20 protein-coding genes and 1 tRNA gene are annotated in these 20845 nt (G+C 61.9%); 12 read left to right on the forward strand and 9 right to left on the reverse strand.

Annotation, left to right across the window (positions count from 1 at the left end; translation table 11 throughout):
* The first annotated feature begins 283 nt into the window (after positions 1-283).
* The 3 genes from menB (at position 284) to F8D48_RS02675 (ending at position 5460) form a co-directional block, all read left to right on the forward strand.
* On the forward strand, positions 284-1123 hold the full coding sequence (gene menB / locus F8D48_RS02665; RefSeq protein WP_151429858.1) for a 1,4-dihydroxy-2-naphthoyl-CoA synthase: 840 nt from the start codon (positions 284-286) through the stop codon (positions 1121-1123).
* A 33-nt stretch (positions 1124-1156) separates the two neighbouring features.
* On the forward strand, positions 1157-3880 hold the full coding sequence (locus F8D48_RS02670; RefSeq protein ID WP_151429859.1) for an AMP-binding protein: 2724 nt from the start codon (positions 1157-1159) through the stop codon (positions 3878-3880).
* A 155-nt stretch (positions 3881-4035) separates the two neighbouring features.
* Positions 4036-5460, forward strand: a complete 1425-nt coding sequence (locus F8D48_RS02675) for an amidophosphoribosyltransferase (RefSeq protein WP_151429860.1) — start codon at positions 4036-4038, stop codon at positions 5458-5460.
* 216 nt (positions 5461-5676) lie between these two features.
* Here F8D48_RS02675 and F8D48_RS02680 read toward each other — a convergent pair whose 3' ends face one another.
* On the reverse strand, positions 5677-6672 hold the full coding sequence (locus F8D48_RS02680) for a DMT family transporter (RefSeq protein ID WP_151429861.1): 996 nt from the start codon (positions 6670-6672) through the stop codon (positions 5677-5679).
* Positions 6673-6869: 197 nt separating this feature from the next.
* Here F8D48_RS02680 and F8D48_RS02685 point away from each other — a divergent pair.
* From F8D48_RS02685 to F8D48_RS02700, 4 genes are all read left to right on the forward strand, one after another.
* Positions 6870-6947 (forward strand) — tRNA-Met (locus F8D48_RS02685).
* 133 nt (positions 6948-7080) lie between these two features.
* Positions 7081-8049, forward strand: coding sequence for a virulence RhuM family protein (locus tag F8D48_RS02690; protein ID WP_151429862.1), 969 nt, complete (start codon positions 7081-7083; stop codon positions 8047-8049).
* Positions 8050-8279: 230 nt separating this feature from the next.
* Entirely contained in the window at positions 8280-8870 is a 591-nt protein-coding gene (locus F8D48_RS02695) for a type IV toxin-antitoxin system AbiEi family antitoxin domain-containing protein (protein ID WP_016309992.1), read from the forward strand.
* A 14-nt stretch (positions 8871-8884) separates the two neighbouring features.
* Positions 8885-9712, forward strand: coding sequence for a nucleotidyl transferase AbiEii/AbiGii toxin family protein (locus F8D48_RS02700; RefSeq protein WP_201757662.1), 828 nt, complete (start codon positions 8885-8887; stop codon positions 9710-9712).
* 85 nt (positions 9713-9797) lie between these two features.
* Here F8D48_RS02700 and F8D48_RS02705 read toward each other — a convergent pair whose 3' ends face one another.
* Together F8D48_RS02705 and F8D48_RS02710 are read right to left on the reverse strand one after the other, a co-directional pair.
* Positions 9798-10268 carry a RyR domain-containing protein gene (locus F8D48_RS02705; RefSeq protein ID WP_151429863.1) on the reverse strand — a complete coding sequence of 157 codons (471 nt, stop codon included), beginning with the start codon at positions 10266-10268 and terminating at the stop codon, positions 9798-9800.
* 165 nt (positions 10269-10433) lie between these two features.
* Positions 10434-11765: a hypothetical protein gene (locus F8D48_RS02710; protein WP_160324279.1), complete on the reverse strand. Its 1332-nt coding sequence runs from the start codon at positions 11763-11765 to the stop codon at positions 10434-10436.
* Positions 11766-11899: 134 nt separating this feature from the next.
* Between F8D48_RS02710 and F8D48_RS11560 the strand changes: the two genes are divergently transcribed.
* Entirely contained in the window at positions 11900-12484 is a 585-nt protein-coding gene (locus F8D48_RS11560) for a hypothetical protein (protein ID WP_170272702.1), read from the forward strand.
* Here the strand turns inward: F8D48_RS11560 and F8D48_RS12220 are convergent.
* The 6 genes from F8D48_RS12220 to F8D48_RS02740 form a co-directional block, all read right to left on the reverse strand.
* Positions 12432-12671, reverse strand: a complete 240-nt coding sequence (locus F8D48_RS12220; protein ID WP_151429865.1) for a DUF2148 domain-containing protein — start codon at positions 12669-12671, stop codon at positions 12432-12434. The two genes, F8D48_RS11560 and F8D48_RS12220, sit on opposite strands and share 53 nt — an antisense overlap.
* Positions 12672-12738: 67 nt before the next feature.
* Complete coding sequence (locus F8D48_RS02720; protein WP_151429866.1) at positions 12739-12978, reverse strand: hypothetical protein; 240 nt, start codon at positions 12976-12978, stop codon at positions 12739-12741.
* A 499-nt stretch (positions 12979-13477) separates the two neighbouring features.
* Complete coding sequence (locus F8D48_RS12085; RefSeq protein WP_257475605.1) at positions 13478-13657, reverse strand: type IV toxin-antitoxin system AbiEi family antitoxin domain-containing protein; 180 nt, start codon at positions 13655-13657, stop codon at positions 13478-13480.
* A 229-nt stretch (positions 13658-13886) separates the two neighbouring features.
* Positions 13887-14411 (reverse strand): ferredoxin domain-containing protein, encoded by a 525-nt coding sequence (locus F8D48_RS02730; RefSeq protein ID WP_151429867.1) that lies wholly within the window; start codon positions 14409-14411, stop codon positions 13887-13889.
* Positions 14412-14575: 164 nt separating this feature from the next.
* Positions 14576-15049 carry a hypothetical protein gene (locus F8D48_RS02735; protein ID WP_151429868.1) on the reverse strand — a complete coding sequence of 158 codons (474 nt, stop codon included), beginning with the start codon at positions 15047-15049 and terminating at the stop codon, positions 14576-14578.
* Between the two features lie 91 nt (positions 15050-15140).
* On the reverse strand, positions 15141-16793 hold the full coding sequence (locus F8D48_RS02740) for a hypothetical protein (protein ID WP_151429869.1): 1653 nt from the start codon (positions 16791-16793) through the stop codon (positions 15141-15143).
* Positions 16794-17127: 334 nt separating this feature from the next.
* Between F8D48_RS02740 and F8D48_RS02745 the strand changes: the two genes are divergently transcribed.
* The 4 genes from F8D48_RS02745 (at position 17128) to F8D48_RS02760 (ending at position 20815) form a co-directional block, all read left to right on the forward strand.
* On the forward strand, positions 17128-17868 hold the full coding sequence (locus tag F8D48_RS02745) for an ABC transporter ATP-binding protein (protein WP_151429870.1): 741 nt from the start codon (positions 17128-17130) through the stop codon (positions 17866-17868).
* Positions 17865-18686: an ABC transporter permease gene (locus tag F8D48_RS02750; RefSeq protein ID WP_151429871.1), complete on the forward strand. Its 822-nt coding sequence runs from the start codon at positions 17865-17867 to the stop codon at positions 18684-18686. The genes F8D48_RS02745 and F8D48_RS02750 overlap by 4 nt, the downstream gene beginning before the upstream one ends.
* Before the next feature lie 158 nt (positions 18687-18844).
* On the forward strand, positions 18845-19729 hold the full coding sequence (locus F8D48_RS02755) for a GH25 family lysozyme (protein ID WP_135971685.1): 885 nt from the start codon (positions 18845-18847) through the stop codon (positions 19727-19729).
* Positions 19730-19753: 24 nt separating this feature from the next.
* The gene (locus tag F8D48_RS02760; RefSeq protein ID WP_151429872.1) at positions 19754-20815 is read left to right on the forward strand and encodes a nucleoid-associated protein; all 1062 of its coding nucleotides are present in this window, start codon (positions 19754-19756) and stop codon (positions 20813-20815) included.
* Positions 20816-20845 lie beyond the last annotated feature (30 nt).

Genomic DNA, 20845 nt, shown 5'->3' on the forward strand with positions numbered 1-20845 from the left:
CAACAGCTACGGGAGCACGCTTTTTGAGCCAGTGAGAAGTTGGCGCGGAGCAACTTGCGGCGTCGATTTATCGAGCACGACCTCGCGGTTACTCATCGTGGGGAGCACACTTTTTGAGCCTTAACTCGGTGTTGCGGCATCTAGTTGCTTCCGTCGGAGTTCCTCTGAGGGTGCTTTTCCTGAAGCGAGGCTGTTTTTCCAGACCGCGACGGGGTTCTGCGGTATTATGATCGGTTAGGAAAACGCGCTTATTTTTGGGGCGCATAAGGGGAAGGACGGAAGTTTGAGCACCTACGATTGGAAGGTCGGCAAGGAGTACCGCGAGATTCGCTACGAGCTGTGCGACGGGGTGGCGAAGATTTCCATCAATCGGCCGCATCGTCGCAATGCGTTCACGCCGCTCACGGTCATGGAGATGTACGACGCCTTCTCCGAGGCCCGCGACGATGCCTTGGTGGGCGTCATTTTGCTCACCGGCGTGAACCACGGCGGCGCCCACGAGGACGAGGCGTTCTGCTCTGGCGGCGATCAGAAGATTCGCGGCAATGGCGGCTATGTGGGCGAGGACTCCATCCCGCGCCTGAACGTGCTGGACCTGCAGCGGCTCATCCGCGTGGTGCCCAAGCCTGTCATCGCCATGGTGAACGGCTACGCCATCGGCGGGGGGCATGTGCTCTCCATCCTGTGCGACCTCACCATTGCCGCCGACACGGCGAAGTTCGGTCAGACCGGCCCTAAGGTGGGCTCCTTCGACGCCGGTTACGGCGCAGGGTACTTGGCCGCCATCGTGGGTCAGAAGAAGGCCCGCGAGATCTGGTACCTCTGCCGCCAGTACAGCGCCGCCGAGGCGCTGGAGATGGGCCTGGTGAACAAGGTAGTGCCCTTCGACGACCTCGAGCGGGAGTGCATGGACTGGGCCGCCGAGATGATGCAGTTTTCCCCCACGGCCCTGCGCTTCATGAAAGCCTCCTTCAACGCCGCCACCGATGGCCTGGCGGGCATTCAGCAGCTGGCCGGCGACGCGACGCTTCTGTACTACACCACCGATGAGGCCAAAGAGGGTCGCGACGCTTTCAAGGAGAAGCGCGTTCCCGACTTCACCCAGTTCCCGAAGTTTCCGTAGGATGGGGAGCCGAGGGGTGTTCGGGATCCGTCGATGATCGATATATTTGAAAGCACTGCTCAGGCGCGGCCCGATGCCGTGTTCTTCTCCTTCGTCGATCGGGCGGGGGAGGAGACGGCCTACACCTATCGCCAGACGCGGCTCATGGCTGCCCAGCTGGCCCGGCGCCTGCGGGACAAGGGGGTCTTTCCCGGCGACATGGTGGCCGTGGACCTGCCGAATTGCCCCCTGTACGTGTTTCTGGCCCTGGCCGCTGCCTACGGGGGCTTCGGGCTGGTGGTCCTCAACCACCGGCTCACCGATGCCGAGAAGCTCATGCGGCTTTTGGAGCTGGAGCGCTGCGGCGTGCGCATCGCCCATCGCGTGGATGCCGCGAGCGAGCGGCGGCTCTTCGATCAGGTGAGCCAGTCGCTGCTGCGGGGAGAATCGCGCACGGGGCGCGTGGACGATTCCCTCGGCGGCGTGGTGGAGGACGCCATCCACTTCGCCGAGCGGGCGGCCCACACCTTCGATGCGGGGCACCGGGCCCTCATCATGTTCACCTCGGGCACCACGGGCAAACCGAAGGGAGCCGAGCTCACCTGGCGCAACCTGGTGGAATCGGCCGAGGCGTCGAACCGGGTGCTCTCGCCGCGCACGCTGAACCGGGGCCTATGGCAGGCGGTGCTGCCCTTCTTCCACGTGGGGGGCTTCCAGGTGCTCGTGCGCAGCGTGTGCAGCCGCTGGTCGCTGCGACTCTACGAGCGTTTCGACGCGGGCACGGTGCTCCGCGACGCCACGGAGCTGCACGCCACCCATATCTCGGTGGTGGACAAGATGCTCCAGGATATGCTGAACTGCCGCCCGAGCGTGCTGGCCCAGTACCACTGCCTGCTGCTGGGGGGCGGCCCCCTGAACGCGAACACGGTCAGTCTCGCTTTGGAGGCCAAGGCGCGCATCTATGCCAGCTACGGCATGACCGAGACCTCGAGCCAGGTGGCGAACACGCTCATCACCCCTCAGTTCACCGGTGGCCTGCGGCTGCTGCCCGGCTATTCGGCGCGCATCGTGGAGCCGGACAGCGCCGGCTTCGGCCGCTTGGCCCTGCGCGGTCCCGGAGTGTTTTCCGGCTACGCCAACGGGCGGGCGGCCTTCACGGTGGACGGGTTCTTCCTCACGGGCGACACGGCCGCATTGCACGAGGGGTGCCTCTACATCCGCGAGCGCACGGCGGACATGTTCGTGTCCGGCGGAGAGAACGTGTACCCGGCCGAGATCGTCGATGCCCTCGTGCGCATCCCCGGCATTGCCGATGCCTACGTGTTCGGCGTGCCCGACCTGAGGTGGGGGCGTCGCCCCGCCGCTGTTGTGGAACTGGCCCCGGCCGCGCCGCCCCTATCGGCCGCCATCATCAAAGATGCCCTGGCCCGGCGCCTGTCGCGCCTTTACATTCCCGAGCAGATCTGCATCGTGGACGAGATGCCGCGCACGGGTATCGGCAAAGTCGATCGGGTGGCCTGCGAGGGGTTGTTCCGCCAGCATATCGACATCAAGCGCGTGGTGCTGCACAAGGTGCGCCTGCCGTTTTCCAAGCCCTTCAAGACGCCGAAGGAAACCCTGACCTACCGCGAGCTCGTTATCGTGGAGGTGGTGGACAAGAAGGGCCGCGTGGGCGTAGGGGAATGCACGGCCTTCGACACTGACTGGTACTTGCCCGAGACCCTCGGCGACGATCTGGCGGTCATGCGGGAGGTGCTGGCCCCTCGCGTGATCGCCGGCACCTACCTGCATCCCCGGGAAGTGGCTGCCGACCTGGCGGCAGTGGAGGGCATGGAGCGGTTTCCCATGGCTATGAGCGCTATCGAGATGGCCTGCTGGGACCTGTTCGGCAAGGTGACCGAGCAGCCGCTGTGGGCCCTGCTCGGCGAGGAATTCGACCGCCTCTCGCGGGTGGCCGCCTTCTGCGAGGAAGAGCCCGCGGCCCTGGGCCACGCGACGGCCGTCGGGCGGCGCGCCCGACCGCGCCAGGTGTACAGCGGGGCTGTGGTGGGCATGGGCACGCCGGCCCAGACCGTGGCCGAGGTGCGCGAGTGCGTGCGCCAGGGCTACCAGCGGGTGAAGCTGAAAGTGGCTCCGGGCAAGGGGCTGCCGGCGGTGCGGGCCGTGCGCCGGGCCTTCCCCGACCTGCTCATCACGCTGGATGCGAACCAGAGTTTCAGCCTGCACCACATGGCCGAGCTGCGTTCCTACGACGAGCTGGACATCGGCTGGATCGAGGAGCCGCTGAATCTGGATGCGGCGGGGGTGAGCCGCCATGAGAACGCCTTCTCCCGGCTGGCCTCGTTCCAGCATACGCTGGCCATGCCCCTGTGCGTGGATGAGTCCTTCGTGAACGCCGCCGAGGCCGCTCGCATCTTCGATTACCCGGAGCTGCGGTGCGCCATGGTGAAGATCGGCAAGTTCGGCGGCATCCAGCGCTCTTTGGAGTTCGTCCACAAGGCGCTCTCGCGGGGGCGCGAGGTGTGCATGAGCGGCATGTACGACACGGGCGTGTCAAGGTTCGTCCATGCGGCCTTCCAAACGCTGCCCGGCGTGGTCATTCCCGGCGACTTGGGTGCCACGGACCGCTACTTCGACGCCGATCTCACGGTGCCGCCCTATACGGCGCCCGACGGCATCATCACGCTGAACGGGGAAGGTCACGAATTCGGCATCGGCTGCGAGCTGGCCCCCGACGCCCTGGCGGCTCACCGCCAGCGTCGCTTCACGGTGGAGTAGGAGGGCCTTGCCCCCGCCGGGCGCGTTGCGCTGGCTGCCGAGCGGCCGCGGTGCCCCTTGCAGATTCTTGTGCCCTTTTAACGGCTTGGCAACATTGGCACAGGTACACCATTTATACTAATTGGGTAAGCGATCTTTCTGAGATGGAGGATTCCGTGGGCGGCTTTTTCGGAGCAGTTTCCCAGCGCGACGTGGTGCTGGATGTTTTTTTCGGTGTGGACTACCATTCCCATTTGGGCACTCGGCGGGCGGGCATGATCGTGCGCGATCACGCCGACGGGTTCCAGCGCCAGATTCATTCCATTGAGAACACGCCGTTCCGCACGAAATTCGAGGACGACATCGTGCGCTTCCACGGCACGAGCGCCATCGGCTGCATCTCCGATGCCGACCCCCAGCCGCTGCTGGTGCGCTCGCACCTGGGCACCTTCGCCATCACCACCATCGGCGCCATCAACAACGCCGAGGAACTGGTGGAGGAGTACTTCTCGGGGCGCACGACCCAGTTCATGGCCTTGAGCTCCGGCGCGGTGAACGCCACCGAGCTGGTGGCGGCCCTCATCAACCAGAAGGACGATCTGGTCAGCGGCATTCAGTACGCCCAGTCGAAGGTGGATGGGTCGCTCACGCTGCTCATCATGACCGATACGGGCGATCTCATTGCGGCCCGCGACTTCATGGGGCGCCTGCCCGTGCTGGTGGGGCGCGACGAGAACGGCCATTGTGTGGCCTTCGAGAGCTTCGCCTACCACAAGCTGGGCTACCACGATGAGTATGAGCTGGGGCCGGCCGAGATCGTGCGGCTGACGCCCGATGCGGTGGAGGTGCTCGCCCCGGCCCGTGACGAGATGAAGATGTGCGCCTTCATGTGGGTGTACTACGGCTACCCCAATTCCAACTACGAGGGCATGAACGTGGAAGTGATGCGCTATCGCAACGGCGCCATCATGGCGCGCGACGAGGCCGCTCGCGGCGCGCAGCCCCAGGTGGATTACGTGGCCGGCGTGCCCGACTCCGGCGTGCCCCATGCCATCGGGTACTCCACGGAAAGCGGCATGCCCTTCGGGCGCCCCTTCATCAAGTACACGCCTACCTGGCCGCGCTCCTTCATGCCGGCGAGCCAGGATCTGCGCAACAAGATCGCCAACATGAAGCAGGTGCCGGTGCCCGAGCTCATCCGCGACAAGAAGCTGCTGTTCGTGGACGACTCCATCGTGCGCGGCACCCAGCTGCGCGAGACGGTGAACTTCCTGTACGATTCGGGTGCTGCCGAGGTGCACATGCGCAGCGCCTGCCCGCCCATCATGTACAGCTGCAAGTACCTGAGCTTCTCGTCGAGCAAGTCCGATATGGACCTCATCGCCCGTCGTGTAGTGGACCAACTGGAAGGCGAAGAGGGCGTGGCGCATCTGGACGAGTACGCCGATGCCACCACCGAGCGCGGCCAGTGCCTGCTGAAGACCATCTGCGAGGACATGGGCTTCGATTCTTTGAGCTACCAGAGCCTTCAGGGCATGATCGAGGCCATCGGCATCGACCCGGAGAAGATCTGCACCTACTGCTGGGACGGCCGGGAGTAACGGCGAGCGGCGGTTGATGTTGCCGCAAGCGAGCTTCTTAGGCGAGTCGCATAACCGGCTCGCCTTTTTCTTGTCTTCTGAGTCTGTAACAAATATTTACAGATTTACGAGAAAACTGAAAAAATCTGTTACAGATTCAGAAGAAGAACTTTGCCGTTGCCAAACGATGAGGGTGGCCTGCGAGCTCGATGTGGCTTGATAAGGCAGGGAGCGCATTTACCGCATGAATGCGTCGGCTTCTTCCAAGTCGCGGGCTTCGCAAGGGATTGGCGTCTTTTCTTCGACCGCGCGTTGGGTGCGCTTCTTCTCGGCGCGCAGGGGCAGGTACTCGCTGATGACGATGCCGGCGAAGATGAGGGCGAAGCCGGCGAACAACGACGGCGTGAGCACTTCGCCGAGCAGGGCGATGGAGAACACCACGCCGAAGACGCATTCGGTGGAGAGGAAGAGCGACGCCTGGGCGGGATCGACCCGGGCCACGGCGGCGTTCTGGAGGCCGAGGGCGATGCATGAGGCGAAGACGGTCAGGTAGGCGAGGCTCACCCAGGTATCGGGTGCCAGGTGCGCGAAATCCGGCGTCGGCTCGGTGAGGGCTCCGGCGGCAAAGCCGAGGATGCCGGCCGCTATGAATTGGATGACCGTGAGCACCGTCATGGAACGGCCGGGGGCGAACTTGGCCGTGTACAGCACGTGCAGGCTGAGGAAGAGCGCCGAGAGCAGCGTGACGAGATCGCCGAAGCGCAGCGAGAACGCGCCGGCGCCCGTGTAGGAGACGCAGGCGACGCCGGCTGTGCAGGCGAGCGCCGCCACGATGTTGAACCGCGTAGGTTTCTTCCGGATGACGAACCAGCTGAAAAACGGGATGATGACCACGTACAGCGTGGTGAGAAACGAGCTGTTGGAGGCAGTAGTGTCGGTGAGTCCCGAGGAGTTCGCCCAGTAGGAGAGGAAAAGCAGCACGCCGAGCACGGCTCCATCGCGCAGATGGCCCGCGCCGTCGGCGGCCAGGCGGTCGCGTAGCTTGCGGAAGCTGACGAGGCCGAGGATGATTCCCGCGCCCGTGAAGCGCACGCCCACGAGCCAGGAAGGCGGGAACTCGTCTACGGTGGATTTAATGACGACCGTGCCCATGCCCCAGATGGCCGCCGCAACGAGCAGCGCCGCTTTGTAGGCCCACGAGGGCAGCCCGTTTTGTTTGAGCTGAGAAAACATAGTGCCGAGCATGATAGCACGGCAGCCGTGCGCGGTGCGAGAAGGTGGGGCAATCCTGAGCTGTCTCGGCTGGTGCACGAGAGGCTTTCGCGGGCTATATATGCAGGAATTGTGCCCTTTTCTGTAAAGTGTTGCTGCTGGCTTGCAATCGTCGCCCAAACGAGTAATATAAATCCTTGCCCATTGAGGCAACCCATTGCGGGGTGGAGCAGTCTGGTCAGCTCGTCGGGCTCATAACCCGAAGGTCGTCGGTTCAAATCCGGCCCCCGCGACCAAGAATTGTCGGCCGCCGAGTTCGCTCGGCGGCTTTTTTGTTAGAGCGTAGGCGTTGCGATGGGCATGGGGGAGACATTCTGGCCGGGGCTTAGTTGGGCATAGCAGTAGGTACTCTCACTGCAAGGAGCCCTCATGAGCGACATCGAGATCTACGAATCACCCGATGGCGAGATTCGCCTGAATGTCCAGCTTGAAGACGAGACCGTTTGGCTGACCCAACGACAGATGTCTGCTCTTTTCGGACGTGATAAGTCAACCATCTCAAGGCATATTCAGAGTGTGTTTGATGACGGCGAGCTTGAAGCCGATTCAACTGTTGCAAATTTTGCAACAGTTCAAATCGAGGGCGGTCGTGAGGTCGAACGCATTGTTGAGCACTACAATCTCGACATGATAATCTCTGTCGGCTATCGGGTAAAATCCCAGCAAGGTGTTGCCTTTCGTCAATGGGCGACCAAGATTCTCAAGGAGTACGCCGTTAAAGGATTTGCGCTTGATGATCGTCGACTCAAAGATGGTCGTAGTCGCTATTTCCGCGAGTTGCTTCAGCGCGTGCGCGACATTCGCTCCAGCGAACGCAATCTTTATCAGCAAGTGACGGACATTTACGCCACGGCGATTGACTACGATCCCAAAGCGTCCATCACTCGCACGTTCTTCGCAACGGTGCAGAACAAGCTGCACTATGCGGCTCATGAGCACACGGCGGCTGAAGTTATTTACGAACGCGTTGATCGCGATAAGCCGCTGGTGGGCATGACCACGTTCGACGGCGACTACGTGACGCGGGCTGACGTTCGCATCGCCAAAAACTATCTCACCGAAAAAGAGTTGCAAACGCTCAACCTGCTCGTGTCCCGTTTTCTCGATTACGCGGAATTGCAAGCGTTGGAAGAGCGCACCATGACCATGCAGGACTGGATTGAGGAGCTCGACCGAGAGATCATCAACTCGCGGCGCGCGTTGCTCGAAGGCAAGGGGCTCGTATCGCACAAGCAGGCCATTCAGAAGGCGGAAGCAGAATTTGAGGCGTACCGTGCCCGCGAGATGCGCGAACTGGAGAGCGATTTCGATCGTGCCATCAAGCAACTAGAGGGGTAGCGGCCCATCGTTCGTTCGAGAGCCTGTATCGGCTGAACTCACGAGCCAGGGGGCTCGGGACAAGTTTTGGACGCGTTGAGACATTTGTTCCGGAGATTTCCGCGAAGTCCCCCTCCTCATCCTGTGCCGCCGCCTAAGCCGTGTGGTTGGGAGATGTTCCTGTTCGGCTTCCTGTTGTTCGTATCGACTTAATATGGGAAGATATTCAGCGTAAACGGACAAAAGGGGTGATGGGCGTGCAAGCTATCGTCGACTTGGCGGAATCGAACGGCGGTCTGGTGACGACGGCGCAGGTTGTGGGCGCTGGGATTCCCCGAGCGCGAATCTCGGACATGGTGAAGACGGGCGATCTTGAGCGTGTGCAGCGCGGTGTCTACTGTTTGGCAGGCGCATGGGAAGACGAATTCCTTGCCACCCAACTCCGTTTCCCCAAAGGCATCCTCTCGGACGGAACTGCGCTCTATCTCCACGGTTACGCCGATCGCGTGCCGTTTCAACTCACGATGACCTTCCCGCGCTCGTACGGGGCGACCAAGGCGCGCGAGGCGGGCATCGAGGTGCGCACGTGTGCGGATGAGGTGCTCGGTCTGGGACTCACGGCGATCAGGACCCCGTACGGTAACGAGGTGAGCGCCTACGATCTGGAGCGCACGCTCTGCGACATCGTCCGGGGACGTCGTGTCGTTGACGTGCAGGTGGTCAATCCGGCGATGAAGCAGTACGCCCGCAGCGGGGGGAAGGACGTTCAGAAGCTGCTGGATTACGCGCAAGCACTCGGTGTAGAGAAAAAGATACGCAACTACTTGGAGGTGCTGCTGTGAGGACCAAAAATGCAATGCAGCTCAAGGCTATTATTGGCAATCGCGCCAAGGAGAGCGGGGTACCGCCGCAGTTGGTGATGCAGAACTATCTGCTCGAGAGGTTGCTCGAGCGGATATCTCTCTCATTGTGGCGGAACAAGGTCGTCGTCAAGGGAGGCATGCTCATCAGCTCGCTGGTGGGGGTTGATAGGCGAAGTACCAAGGACCTCGACGCGACAGTTCGCGGCTTCCCGCTTACCCACGAGAGCGCAGAGAGGGCATTCCGCGAGATTGCGGCTGTAGAGGCTGATGACGACTTTTCGTTTGAGTTCGTCCGCACTGAGGATATTCGCGAGGCCGACGACTACCCAGGTATACGCGTGCACCTATTGGCCAGCTATGACAAGATGCGTTCGCCTGTCACCGTCGATGTGACTACAGGAGACAAAATTACGCCCGATGCTGTTGAGTACAGCTACCCACTCATGTTTGACAACCGCTCGCTCTCGCTCATGGCCTACCCGCTCCCTACTACGCTGGCGGAAAAGCTGGAGACGGTTGTGAGCCGCGGTATCGCGAACACGCGGCCGCGCGACTACTACGACCTGCGCACGCTCTGGCTCACAAGGAAGGCGGAGGTGGAACTGGGTGTGCTCCGGGATGCCCTTGCGGCTACGTCTGAGAAGCGCGGCTCATTTGGCGGGATGGGTCGCTACCGTGAGGTGATGGCTGAGGTAACTTCTGACGCTGTCATGCAGGATCGATGGACGGCGTATGCCCATAGGTATCCGTATGTTGGAAGCATGACCCTCGCTGAGGCGTGCGAGACAGTTGTGGCGATCATGGAGGATATCAGCTGGTAGGCGCGCTTGCGAATTTGCAGACACCCCCACCGCAGTGACGCGGCACGGAGGCGATGCAACGCGGATCCAAGGTATGGGAAGGAACTTACTTCACCACGGCGAGGTTCACGCTGGCGAGCAGGCCGGGGATGCTGCGCACGGCGGAGCGGTTCCATTCCTTGGCGCGGTCGGGTAGCTCCTCCCAGGGCACCAGGTAGGGGCTGCGCTTATGCTCCACGTCCTTGGAAGAACCGTAGCGCCAGCCGGCCTTCTGCCGCTCGCGCAGCCAACGGCGATGCTCCAGAATAGCGAGGCACTCCACTTCGCTGGCCGTGAAGGCGGCCACGCAGCGATCGGGATAGCAGCTGCCGGCGGGGAGCACCTCGTAGCCGAGGGTGTCCAGCTTGCGGTGGATGCTGCTGATGTAGGCGATGGATGAATCGCGCAGGTCGGCAGGAAGGCTGGCAAAAGTGGCGAACTCCTGGTCGGCCTGGGAGGCGATGCGGTCGGCGGTATAGCGCTGGAACGAGGTGTGCGCCAGCTCGGTGATGACGTCGGTTTTGCCCGCTAATGTCATCGTACTTTCTATTGCAAATGAGTTTTGACGGAGCGCTCTCGGCCTGATGACTGGTGAAATATTGCTTGGCGGCTTTTACCAAGCCTCCTTTGGTTCATAGATCGATACCCATATTTTCATTAAGGTTATGCAAGGATGCTAAGTGTTTCGTTTGTCTACTGAGCGTCACAGAGCGATTCCATCCTTGACGAGGAGTTCGCGGAGTACATGCGGCGGTGTGGAGGGATTTGAGGCAACGCCTATTTGTGTCCATGTGTCCAGAGAAAGCTCTTGGAGCACATCTTGCGGTGTGGAAGAATTCCTAGCGATGCATGGGCGTACGCGCCCCTCGCAATCACGTGACAGTTCGCGGAGCACATCCTGCGGAGCATGGGAGTTACATGCTACGCATCTGCGTACTGGCTCTTCGCTGTCGTGTGAGAGACTTCGGAGCACGTCCTGTGGTGCCGAGGAACTTCTGGCGGGTATACACCGCATTAGCAGGTCCTCGTCAAGCGAGAGTTCGCGGAGTAGATCGGAGGTAGCAGAAATCTTCTCCGCTGCATGCAAGCGTACTTCTCTGAAGCGGTCGCGCATGAGATCCCGAAGTATGTCCCCTGATGCGTTTGGATTATCGGCGACGGCTCTCCGCACGTCCAGTTCATTATCTTGGACGAGTATCTGAAGCAGTTCCTGCGGTGCGGAGGGGTTGCGCGCGACGTTACACCGCACGCGCTCGTCGACATCGCGATGCAAAAGGCGGAGCACGTCCTGGGGTGTGGTGGGATTGCACGCCAGGCTTCCACGTACTTCGGTGTCGCGAGAGAGCTCCCGGAGAACGTCCTGCGGCGCGGAGGGGTTGCGCGCGACGTTGATCCTCACTCTTTCGTCGACATCACGGTATAAAAGGCGAAATACGTCCTGCGGCGCAGATGGGTTTTCGCCGATACCCATGCGCACCCATTCGTCGCTATCACGCGCGAGCTCTCGCAGCACATCCTGGGGTGTGGAGGGATTCTGCGCGACTCCCGTGCGTACCAGATCCTCGTTGTCGTGAGAGAGTTCGCGAAGTATGTCTTCCGGTGCCGATAGGTTTTTTGCTACAGCCCATCGCACATCTGTGGTGCAATCGCTTGAGAGCTCACGGAGGATGTCCGGTGGGGTGGACGGGCTTTCGGCGATAGATGCGCGAGGCATCCAATCGCAATCGCGTGAGAGTTCACCAAGTAGATCTATTGAGGCAGAGTTGTTGCGAGTCACCGATTTTCGTACGTAGTGATCACTATCATGAGCAAGCTCCCAGAGTACCTCTTGTGGTGTATTGCGGTTTATAGCGATTCTCGTCCGCACCCCAGCGTTCCGGTCGTGTGAGAGTTCTCGGAGCGTATCCTCCGGTGTGTTGCGGTTTCCAGCGACGTTTTTCCGCACCTCTTCGTCCCAGTCGTGCGAGAGCGCCCGCAGTATGTCCTGCGGTGCATTGGGGTTCTGGGCAATTCCGTTTCGTAAATGGTGGTCCATGATGCCCGCCTCTCTGCTGCCTGGGATGTGTGGTGAAATGGCGATTCGTATTATACAATCACAGGGGAACAATTGCATGACGCGAGAGGGCTCGTCGATGTCCTTTTGAGTAATAAGCAGTTGAGGAAAGGGGTTTGGCAGAGATGCTCGAATCACTGCTTGAGACAGGAGCTGCGCGGCTCTACTCCTGCCTTCGTCGTTGGAGAACTGAACGTCGAAGGCGATATTTGAGAAATGCAATATATTTTGAGACCTCAAGTGAGCAAAATACGAGAACCAAGAAAAGGATAACTCGACTCCTTAAACAGAAGAAGAATATGGTTGCCGAGGATGCGTTCGTTGTCACGGGAATGCATGTAAACGCTAGTAATCTAGTCTATGAAGCAGCAGTTCTACGCGCGTTTTTTAATAACAAAACTGATCGATTCACTTTTCTTGAATGTACGCGAATTTTAGCTCTCTATGAGCATACTCTAATTGCCGAATTCGTGAAGTCGATGGGTTCTCGTAAAGAGCCTATTGATGCACTCGCCTTTTCTGGATTATATAAGATACGATACAAATCGGGCTATATCCGCACTCGCTATGACGAGTGGGACGATGAGGAAATATTTGAAGAGTACTCCGGAATTAAGTTTGTTGAGGGCTCTTCGCTATCTTTCTGCGTTAACGGAACCGGGAAAGAGCTTGCAAGGATTCTATCGGAAGTTGACGTTTGAACTTGAGTGGATGAAATATCCAATCCTCTCCAGTTATCGCGGAATTTGCAACAACTGAAGAGGAGCGACTCGAACCGAGCAGGCCCAGACATTCGGCGCCCACGCCGGCGAAGAAGAGGATGCGGGTGTCTACCCAGTAGTCGACGGCTTTCGCCGCGGCCGAGCCCAGGGCGAAGCCCGCATCCATGGCGTTCACCTCGCGGGGGACCGCCCTGGCTTCTCGCTCGTGTTTGAAGCCGTAGTGGGGTGAGGTGCTACCTCAAGTACGCCTTGATCACTCCCATAGCCTTCGTCACTGAATCGCAGGTTTCAGGGAATTCGATGCTGGCCGCATAGGAGTGTGTTTCCAGATATCTGGCCCATAACTTGGTAAGGCCTTCATCTTTTCGGACGGCGGAAAGCGTCTTTTCATAATCTGCGATGACATTCGCACCACCTCGTTTTTCATAGGTAGCAGCCAAAGCCTGCCCCAGTGTTTCGAGGTTGCATCGCATGCTTAACTTTGAAGCATGAGTTGGGGAGACACATTTGCGTCGCGGGCCTTCTTTTTGATTATCGCTTTGAGCTGCATAGCATTGGTCGTTTTCACAGGAGCACCTCCACGTAAGTTCTGATTTTGTTACCCACACCAAGTTGGGTAGCGTATTCAAGGAGCTTTGGGATATTTCGCTCGGGTGAGGCGAGGTACGCCTTTACGGCAGGGTTGAAGGTTTGTGTATTGACGACGGCTTGTCCGCGCACCATATCGCAAAGGGATCGCTCGGCGTCATAGAACTCTCACTCCATTGCCATAGGGGGTTACTGCCGTCGTTTCGCCAAGGGAATGCAGTTCCTTGCCAACGATTTTCGGAATGATGCCCTCGGTGGTCGCGGATGACAGGTTGTATCCTCGCGGGAAAGTCATGGTGATGCGCTCGGGGGCGCTTTCGGCGAGCCCCTGCAGGTACAGGGCGGTTTCGTGAGAGAGGATGCCGCGACCAAACCGATGCGAAGCTATGAGGCACTCATCTTCCCAGGCATCGGGGTGCAGTACAGGCTCCGCGATATGCGAAGCAGTTCCCCGTTTGAGGCCGACCTGGCCAAAGTTGCCCTGGGTATGCCTAAGGTGTCCACATCCGCTGAGGATACGAACCCATTTTTTGCCAGGAGTATGTCTTCCACGGCTTGATTCATGATGCGGTGTCCTTGTGAACGTATGATGCAATAATGCTACACTAAAAATTATATACATAGCATAAATATATCAACAAGAGGGACACTGTATCGGCGCAATGCGAGCTTGGGCATTGGTGGCGAAGCAGCTTAGTGGTCCGGGATCTGAATGGGAGCGGGCATGGTAATCTAAGCGAATATTCGCGCGAAAAAGACGTATAGATTGCCATGAGCAATGGCGGGCGAGTTACTACCCCCTATCGAACAGAGGGCTCTTGGAGCTGATGCTCACGGGGATGGCGTACACCTGCCCCACGTCCTCGCCCAGCAGGCCCAGGTGCTCGGCGGCCACGCCAGCGGAGAACATGATGCGAGTATCTACGCGGTAGTCGGCGGCCTTCGCCGCTGCTGCGCCCAGAGCAATGCCTACGTCCACGGCGTTCACCTCACAGGGCGCAGACGCGGGTTTCTCGCCGCACGTGGCGAAGCCGCAGCGACCGCAGTTGAGGCCCTGCACCTTGGCGCGGGTGCCCACGAGCACCACGGCCAGGCTCTGGCGCACGCAGTCGGCGTCGCGCAGGAAGAACTTGTGGCCGCGCTCTTCGCCGATGGCCTCCATGGCGCAGGCGATGCGCTCCTGCTCGTCGCCGTCTGCAACGGCGCATTCCACGATGTCCACGCCCTTGCCCTTGGGGGCCGTCCGTGCCGCCACGCACATCTTCTGGGCAATGTCGAGGGCCTGGGCCTGACGCAGGTCGCGTTCGTTGTAGATCAAGGGTTCCTGCCTTTCCAACTCTGAACATACGTTTTGAAGGGCGATTAGGCCACTTTGCAGGGCCCTTCGCTTTTTCCGATTGGCCTTTCGGCCAATGCATGGTTCAAGGTCCGCCAAGAATCTTACCGCATCTGCCCGCTGGGGGAGACCGGCTGACAGAGGCGCTACAGCGCTCCTGCGCGATAGGCTCGGATGGCGGCGAGGGTCGCATCGGCGAAGTGCTGGATGGCGTCCACTTGAACCCAGCGGCCGTCTTCCCGATAGCGCAGGGAATGCCCTCGGCTGCGGCCAACGCGCAGGTGCCCGATGGAGAGGGTCACGCTGCCGGGGATCTCCCGGGTTTCGACGTGGGTGCTGATGCTCGAGCCTCCCAGGGCCCAGGCGGCGAGGCCGGCGTCTGAAATGCTGCCTGTCTCCTGGTAGACGGCCAGGGCCGCCATGGCGCCGAAGCCGTCGTCCTTCTCCTCCGTCTGGTAAACGCGCCTCTCGGTGCGTCCCGGCAGGCCGGCGCACACGATGTGGGATTGCCTTGTGAAGTGGTAGCGCTCGCCGTTAACCGCGATTCCCCAGGTGAAAACCTCCCACGTGCCGGTTCCGTCCTTCGCCTGAAAACGTGCGAGTGCTTGCTGTGCGTCCATGAATCCGTCCTTTCGGAATTGCGCCATGGCGCGATTATGGCGCGATTGGCGCGATTATGGCGCGATTGGCGCGATTTTCGCGTTGCTGCTCCTACTTCAGGTAGCGGGTGGAATAGTTGTCGAGGTGCTTGCCGATGTGCGAGACGATGATGCGGCCGGTCTCTTCGTCGAAGGCGAAGTAGAGGCGCAGGCTGTTGGGGCTGGCGTCATCGTTTCCCTTCGCCAGGTGGGCCTCCGCGTTGATGGCGCGGCCCTGGTAGGTGTCCTGGTACTGGGTCATGAGCCGGCTGTCCTTGCGGGTCATCTTGCCCGCGCCGCGCTTTAGCTCGAAGGCCGATTGGGCGTTGAACTTCTTGGCGTAGTCGCCGGCATCGCGCGAGGCGAAAAGGGGGTGGGCGATGGCGCACAGGTCGTGCAGGGCGTTCCAGACCAACGCCGGCTCCGTGATGCAATCGCTCAGCGACTGATAGGCGCGATCGGTGAAATCGACGCGATCGCCGTGGTGCGCGCAGAAGAGCCGAAGGATATCTTCATAGGGCAGCGGCCAGCAGTGCAGGTCGTCGGCGCTTTCTGTCTGCCGTCCCGCCCGGCTGAGCTGGCCCTCGAGGGTCGTCGCCTTCGCCTGGGCCAGATACAGCTCGCTTTCGAGCTCGTCGTTGCGGGCCTTCAGCTGGTCGTTCTCGTGGTGCAGCTCCTCCAGAAGATCGACGGCGACGGCCTTCTCCTCCTCGGCCGCCTCCGCCATGTCCAGGGCTTCCGAGACGGACTCGTCCTTCACCTGCTTGGTGTGAATGAGCCAATCGCGGCGCCGTTTCACCCCGTCGGCCCGCAGCATGGTCTCGTAAAAGTGCACGTCCTGGGCCAGCGCCCGGCGCAGGATGCCGATGAAATCCTCCTCGCCCATGGCCTCGATGTCTCGGGCCGGGAAGAAGCGGTGGCGGCCCGCGTCGCCGGGCTCTTCCACGCGTGGACGGCCGGCGTATACGCGTACGGTGCCATGACAGCAGCGAAAGGCCAGCTCGGGAATGCACGCGCGCATCTCCTGGGTGAATGCCCCGTCCTGGGAATAGCACACGAAGGCCGAGGGGCCCAAGGCCGCGGCCACCCGTTTCGGGTCTACGGCGAAGGAAGGTTCGTCGCTGCCGGGCTCGAAACGGGGGCTGATGTAGACGAGGGGCGTCTCCCGCTCGCCATCGGCGATGAAGTTCCACAGATCTTTGAACTGCCCCACGTGCAGCAAGGTGGGCTCAAGGGACAAAGGCCGGCCCGAGGCGGTGCTGACGAGACGATCGTTTTCCAGAATGGTCCGGATGAAGCCAGGGAAAGTGAGCTCGGGCTCGGGCTGGCAGGGGCCGAGGAAGCCCGGCGTGTCGCCATAGGACAGGGCGACGGCCACCGAGCCCGCATCTACGGCCGTCCAGACGAAGGAGATCTCGGTCGTCCAGTGACGCGGGGCCGCACCGGGCTCCTCGGCGATCTCCTCGATGGTGAGGGCCCAGTGGTTCCCGCCGTCTTCCAGGCACAGCTCCGAACGGAAACGGACGGGGCGGCCTTCCTGGAAGGGCACGCGGCCTGTTCGCTTGAGGGCGCTCCAGAAGGCCGCTTCTCGGGGAAGGGCCGGGTACTTGCGCGTGGCCCACGCCCGCAGGCTGCACAGAAGGCTCCACAGGGCATCGTCGCCCTCATCCGTCGTGCGAATGTCGAAGGAGGTTTTGTAGAACATGGTCTTGTTCAGATCGTGCATGGAAGCCTCTTCTCGGTGCGATCCCGTCGAGCAGTTACGATGATGGTTTCCATAATAATAGGACGGGGCCTGGGGTCTCAAGAGATTGTGGGCGAAGAGGTGTTTGCAGGTATGGCTGCGAAAGAGCCGAAGGGGGCCGGCGGCGGTATCAGGCGAATGGGCTGCCTGCGAGCGGGCCCCGCGTGAGGAGTGGCGCGGGGCTCGGGGAGGAAGGGCGGAAGGGGCCGGGTGGTCGGCTGAGCTGCGGGGTTCGCGCGGTGCCGCCAGTTGCCGGGGAGGTCACGGTTGGCGGCGCGCCGCCCCCGCGGCGGGCGGGGTCGGGTAGCATGGGGCCATGACCGTATTTGAAGCCCGACATATCGGCGTGCAATACCAGCGCAACGGAGAGCCCTTCGCCCCTTTCTCGGACGTGAGCCTTACCTTGGAGGGCGGCCGGATGTACAACCTCACCGGCCCGTCGGGGTCGGGGAAGTCTACGCTGCTGGCGGCCTGCGCCCTCATGCTGCCGCGCTCGGGCGGATCCCTTGCCTTGAACGGCGTGCCCTTCGATCGCTTTCATCCCACCGAATGGCGCCGGCGTGTGTGCCTGGTGCCCCAGGCTTCGGCTTTGGTGCCGGGCACCGTGCGGGACAATCTGCGGTTTCCCTGGACGCTGAAGGTGAATGCCGGCACGGAGCCGCCGAGCGATGAGTTCCTCGAGGAGCTGCTGGCCCTCGCGCAGCTTAACGGGGTGACCCTCGACCACAATGCGGCCCAGCTCTCGGGCGGCCAGCAGGCCCGGGTGGCGCTGCTGCGGGCCTTCGCCACGCGCCCGACCGTGATGCTGCTCGACGAGGTGGAGGCGGCCCTCGATGAGGAATCTGCCGTGGCGGTGAGCCGCCTGACCCGGGCGCTGCTGACCGGCGCCACCACCTGCCTGCGCATTCGCCACCGGGCCGACGACGGCTACGCCTGCGGAACGTTCACCTTGGCCGATGGCGCGATCAGCTACGAGGCCCATCCCGTGACTGCCGACAACGCCCCAGTGGCGGGGACGGGGGCCGCGGTCGGGATCCTGGAGGGGGCGAGCCGATGACCGGCGGCGTGGTGAACATCGGCTACGGGGAGCTCGTAGGGGCGAGCCTGCTCATGCTGGTGGCCGGTATCGTGTCGTGGCGGCTGCGGCTCGGTCAGACTCGGCGCATCGCCGTCTCCACGGTGCGAGCCTTCGTGCAGCTTCTGGCCATGGGGCTTCTGCTCGTGTACCTCTTCCGCTATCAGACCTGGTGGCTCGTGGGGCTCGTGCTCGTGGGCATGTGCATCGCGGCCACGCAGATTGCCACAGGGCGCACCAAGAACGTCATGGGCGGCCTGTGGGCCGACACCTTCGCCTCCATCACGGTGTCGTCGCTCGTCATCTCGTTCATCGTAGTGGAAGGCGTTATCCATGCCGATCCGTGGTACAACGCCATGCAGCTCGTGCCCATAACGGGCATGATGCTGGGCAACACGCTGTCCGCCTCGGCTGTGGCCACCGACCGGCTGCTGTCCTCCATGGATTCGCGGGCGAGCGAGATATACACCATGGTGGCCCTGGGCGCCACGCCGCGCGAGGCGGCGTTTCCCTCCATCAAGGCGGCGGTGGGCGCGGGTATGACCCCGACGCTCGCTCAGTTGTCGGCTGCGGGCATCGTGCAGATTCCCGGCATGATGTCGGGCCAGATCCTCGCCGGCGCCGACCCCATCATCGCGGCGAAGTACCAGATCGTTGTATTGCTCATGGTGTCGGCGGCCACTACGCTGTCCATCGTCGTGATGTGCTTCCTCGCCTACAAGAAGCGCTTTGCGGCCGAGGGCTACTTCCTCGACCCTGCCCTGCGCGACGATATGGGCTCCCGGGGCTCGGGACGCTAGGCCGGTCTGCCTGCGGCCGAGGCGCGGCGGGCGAGCGGGCTGCGGCGATGAGCGGGTTATTCCCGTCTGTGATCGGCGTGGAGGGGCTCACGGGGCCCAGAGGTGGTTTACAATAGGCGCCGTCAGTTTTTAAGTTCTTTGGGAAAGAAGGCTTTACCGTGCCGGCACGAACCATGGCTCCGCGCTCCTGCGCCCCCGCGCAGCGGGGGGAGACGGCGCCCGAGATCGCACCGGTCGCGGCGCTGCTCACGCGCCGGACGTTTCTAGGGGCGAGCGCCTGCGCCGTGGCAACCCTGCTGACGGGCTGCGGCAGTTCGGAAGCCGGCGTGCAGGCCCGTCAGATCGCCGAAGTTCCCTGTCCGTACAACTGGGACAACCTCATTTGGGATGGCGGCCGGCCCGTCTACTACGAGAACGACCAGATTTGCTCCCGGTGGGGCGTGGACGTTTCCGAGCACCAGCACACGGTGGACTGGGAGGCCGTGGCGGGGGCCGGGGCTCAGTTCGCCTTTGTGCGCATCGGCAACCGCGGCGCTACCGAGGGCAAGCTGGACGTGGACGAGTTCTTCCTGGCCAACGCCATCGGCGCCCAGGCAGCGGGCATTCCCGTGAGCGCCTATTTCTTCTCCCAGTCCTTGGACGAGGCGGAGGCCCGCGAAGAGGCCGCCTTCGCCATCGAGCAGCTGCGCGAGGCCGAGCACGAAGGCGTGACCTTCCACATGGTGGCCTACGACCACGAGCCCGTGGAAATCGAGGGCGCCCGGGCCAACGACTTGCCGCCCGACCAGTTCGCCGCCAACGCGCGGGCTTTCTGCGAGCATATTCAGAAGGCCGGTTTCTCGCCCATGATCTACGGCAATCAGCAGGATCTCATGCGCCTGTCGGTGGAGGAGCGGGCCACCTATCCGCTCTGGCTCGCCGAGTACGGCATCGACGATCCCACGGTGACCTTCAACTTCGCCATTTGGCAGTACACCAACAAGGGCACCGTACCCGGCATCGACACCGACGCCGATCTGAACATCTGGCTCGAGACCCCCTAGAAGAAACTCAATAGAAGGAGCTTCATGAACATCAACAAGGCCATTCTCCATGTGTTCGACTTCGTGTCCTGCGTGAACGTGTTCGCCCAGACGGAGATGGACTTGGGCAACAAGACGGCCAAGCGCTACGTGACGAGCCAGGCCAAGCGGGCCGTGGGCAATCTGGACAGCAAGCGCGGCGCCTTCGCCGAGAACAGCCTGTTCGCCGAGGAGCTGCGGGCCTACTTCCGCGGCGAGCGCGACTTCGTGGGGCTTACCCGGCAGATCGGCGAGTTTTTCGTGGGCGAGTTGTCGCGTATGGAGAAGACCCCCTCCACCGACCTGCTCATCATCGACTTCGAGGGCGACCTGGACCAAACGGTGCGCGAGATGACCGACGAGGAGGCCGAGGCCGCCTTCAAGGGCCGCGGCACGCGGTACTTCGCCATCGTATTGCTGGAGGCCCGTCAGGCCTACATGCACGAGGTGGGCTCCAACGATTTCGGCGATGCGGCCACTACCATCGCGCGGCACCATGCCATTCTGCCGAATCCGTCCCAGAAAGTGGCGTCGTTCGCGCTCATCGACGGCGATGCCATGACCGTGTGGTTCGTGGACAAGGAGCGCGAGATTGCCGGCGAGAAGCGTTGGCTCATTCCCGACGGCCTGCTGCAGTGCTCCATGGAGGCCTCGAGCAAGGAAGTGCTCGAGGCCGTGACCACCGTGGTGGAGGAAGTGGCCGAGGAATACGGGGCGAACACGGCCCGGGCGCTCGCCCGCGCGAAGTCCTACGTGGCCGAGAACGCCGAGGACTCCGACGAGGTGGACGCCCATGAGCTGGGACGCGAGGTGTTCGCCGACGAGCCGGTGCTCCAGGAGCGCTTCGATCGCGCGGTGGACGCCGGGGCCATTCCCGAGCGCGTGGTGGTGGAGAAGGCCGTGGCGAAGCGGGTCACCAAGAACCACAAGATTCGCACCGACACGGGCATCGAACTGACCTTTCCGGCCGAGTACGGCGAGAACCCCGACTTCATCGAGTTCTTCAGCACGCCGGACGGCCGCATCGAGATCGCCCTGAAGAACATCGGCGCCATCGAGAACCGCTAGGGGTTTAACGCCAAGACCTTATCAACATTA

The organism is Adlercreutzia muris, assembly GCF_008831045.1.
GTDB classification, from domain to species: domain Bacteria; phylum Actinomycetota; class Coriobacteriia; order Coriobacteriales; family Eggerthellaceae; genus Adlercreutzia; species Adlercreutzia muris.

What these genes read in the sequence shown, in the direction of transcription:
- F8D48_RS02690 (WP_151429862.1), top strand. Translation starts at nt 7,081, where the DNA reads ATGAGCGACATCGAGATCTACGAATCACCCGATGGCGAGATTCGCCTG.
- F8D48_RS02710 (WP_160324279.1), bottom strand. Translation starts at nt 11,765, where the DNA reads ATGGACCACCATTTACGAAACGGAATTGCCCAGAACCCCAATGCACCG.
- F8D48_RS02705 (WP_151429863.1), bottom strand. Translation starts at nt 10,268, where the DNA reads ATGACATTAGCGGGCAAAACCGACGTCATCACCGAGCTGGCGCACACC.
- F8D48_RS02750 (WP_151429871.1), top strand. Translation starts at nt 17,865, where the DNA reads ATGACCGGCGGCGTGGTGAACATCGGCTACGGGGAGCTCGTAGGGGCG.
- F8D48_RS02680 (WP_151429861.1), bottom strand. Translation starts at nt 6,672, where the DNA reads ATGTTTTCTCAGCTCAAACAAAACGGGCTGCCCTCGTGGGCCTACAAA.
- F8D48_RS12220 (WP_151429865.1), bottom strand. Translation starts at nt 12,671, where the DNA reads ATGGATGCGGGCTTCGCCCTGGGCTCGGCCGCGGCGAAAGCCGTCGAC.
- F8D48_RS02735 (WP_151429868.1), bottom strand. Translation starts at nt 15,049, where the DNA reads ATGGACGCACAGCAAGCACTCGCACGTTTTCAGGCGAAGGACGGAACC.
- F8D48_RS12085 (WP_257475605.1), bottom strand. Translation starts at nt 13,657, where the DNA reads ATGAATCAAGCCGTGGAAGACATACTCCTGGCAAAAAATGGGTTCGTA.
- F8D48_RS02695 (WP_016309992.1), top strand. Translation starts at nt 8,280, where the DNA reads ATGGGCGTGCAAGCTATCGTCGACTTGGCGGAATCGAACGGCGGTCTG.
- F8D48_RS02740 (WP_151429869.1), bottom strand. Translation starts at nt 16,793, where the DNA reads ATGCACGATCTGAACAAGACCATGTTCTACAAAACCTCCTTCGACATT.
- F8D48_RS02700 (WP_201757662.1), top strand. Translation starts at nt 8,885, where the DNA reads ATGCAGCTCAAGGCTATTATTGGCAATCGCGCCAAGGAGAGCGGGGTA.
- F8D48_RS02720 (WP_151429866.1), bottom strand. Translation starts at nt 12,978, where the DNA reads ATGCGATGCAACCTCGAAACACTGGGGCAGGCTTTGGCTGCTACCTAT.
- F8D48_RS02760 (WP_151429872.1), top strand. Translation starts at nt 19,754, where the DNA reads ATGAACATCAACAAGGCCATTCTCCATGTGTTCGACTTCGTGTCCTGC.
- F8D48_RS02670 (WP_151429859.1), top strand. Translation starts at nt 1,157, where the DNA reads ATGATCGATATATTTGAAAGCACTGCTCAGGCGCGGCCCGATGCCGTG.
- F8D48_RS02745 (WP_151429870.1), top strand. Translation starts at nt 17,128, where the DNA reads ATGACCGTATTTGAAGCCCGACATATCGGCGTGCAATACCAGCGCAAC.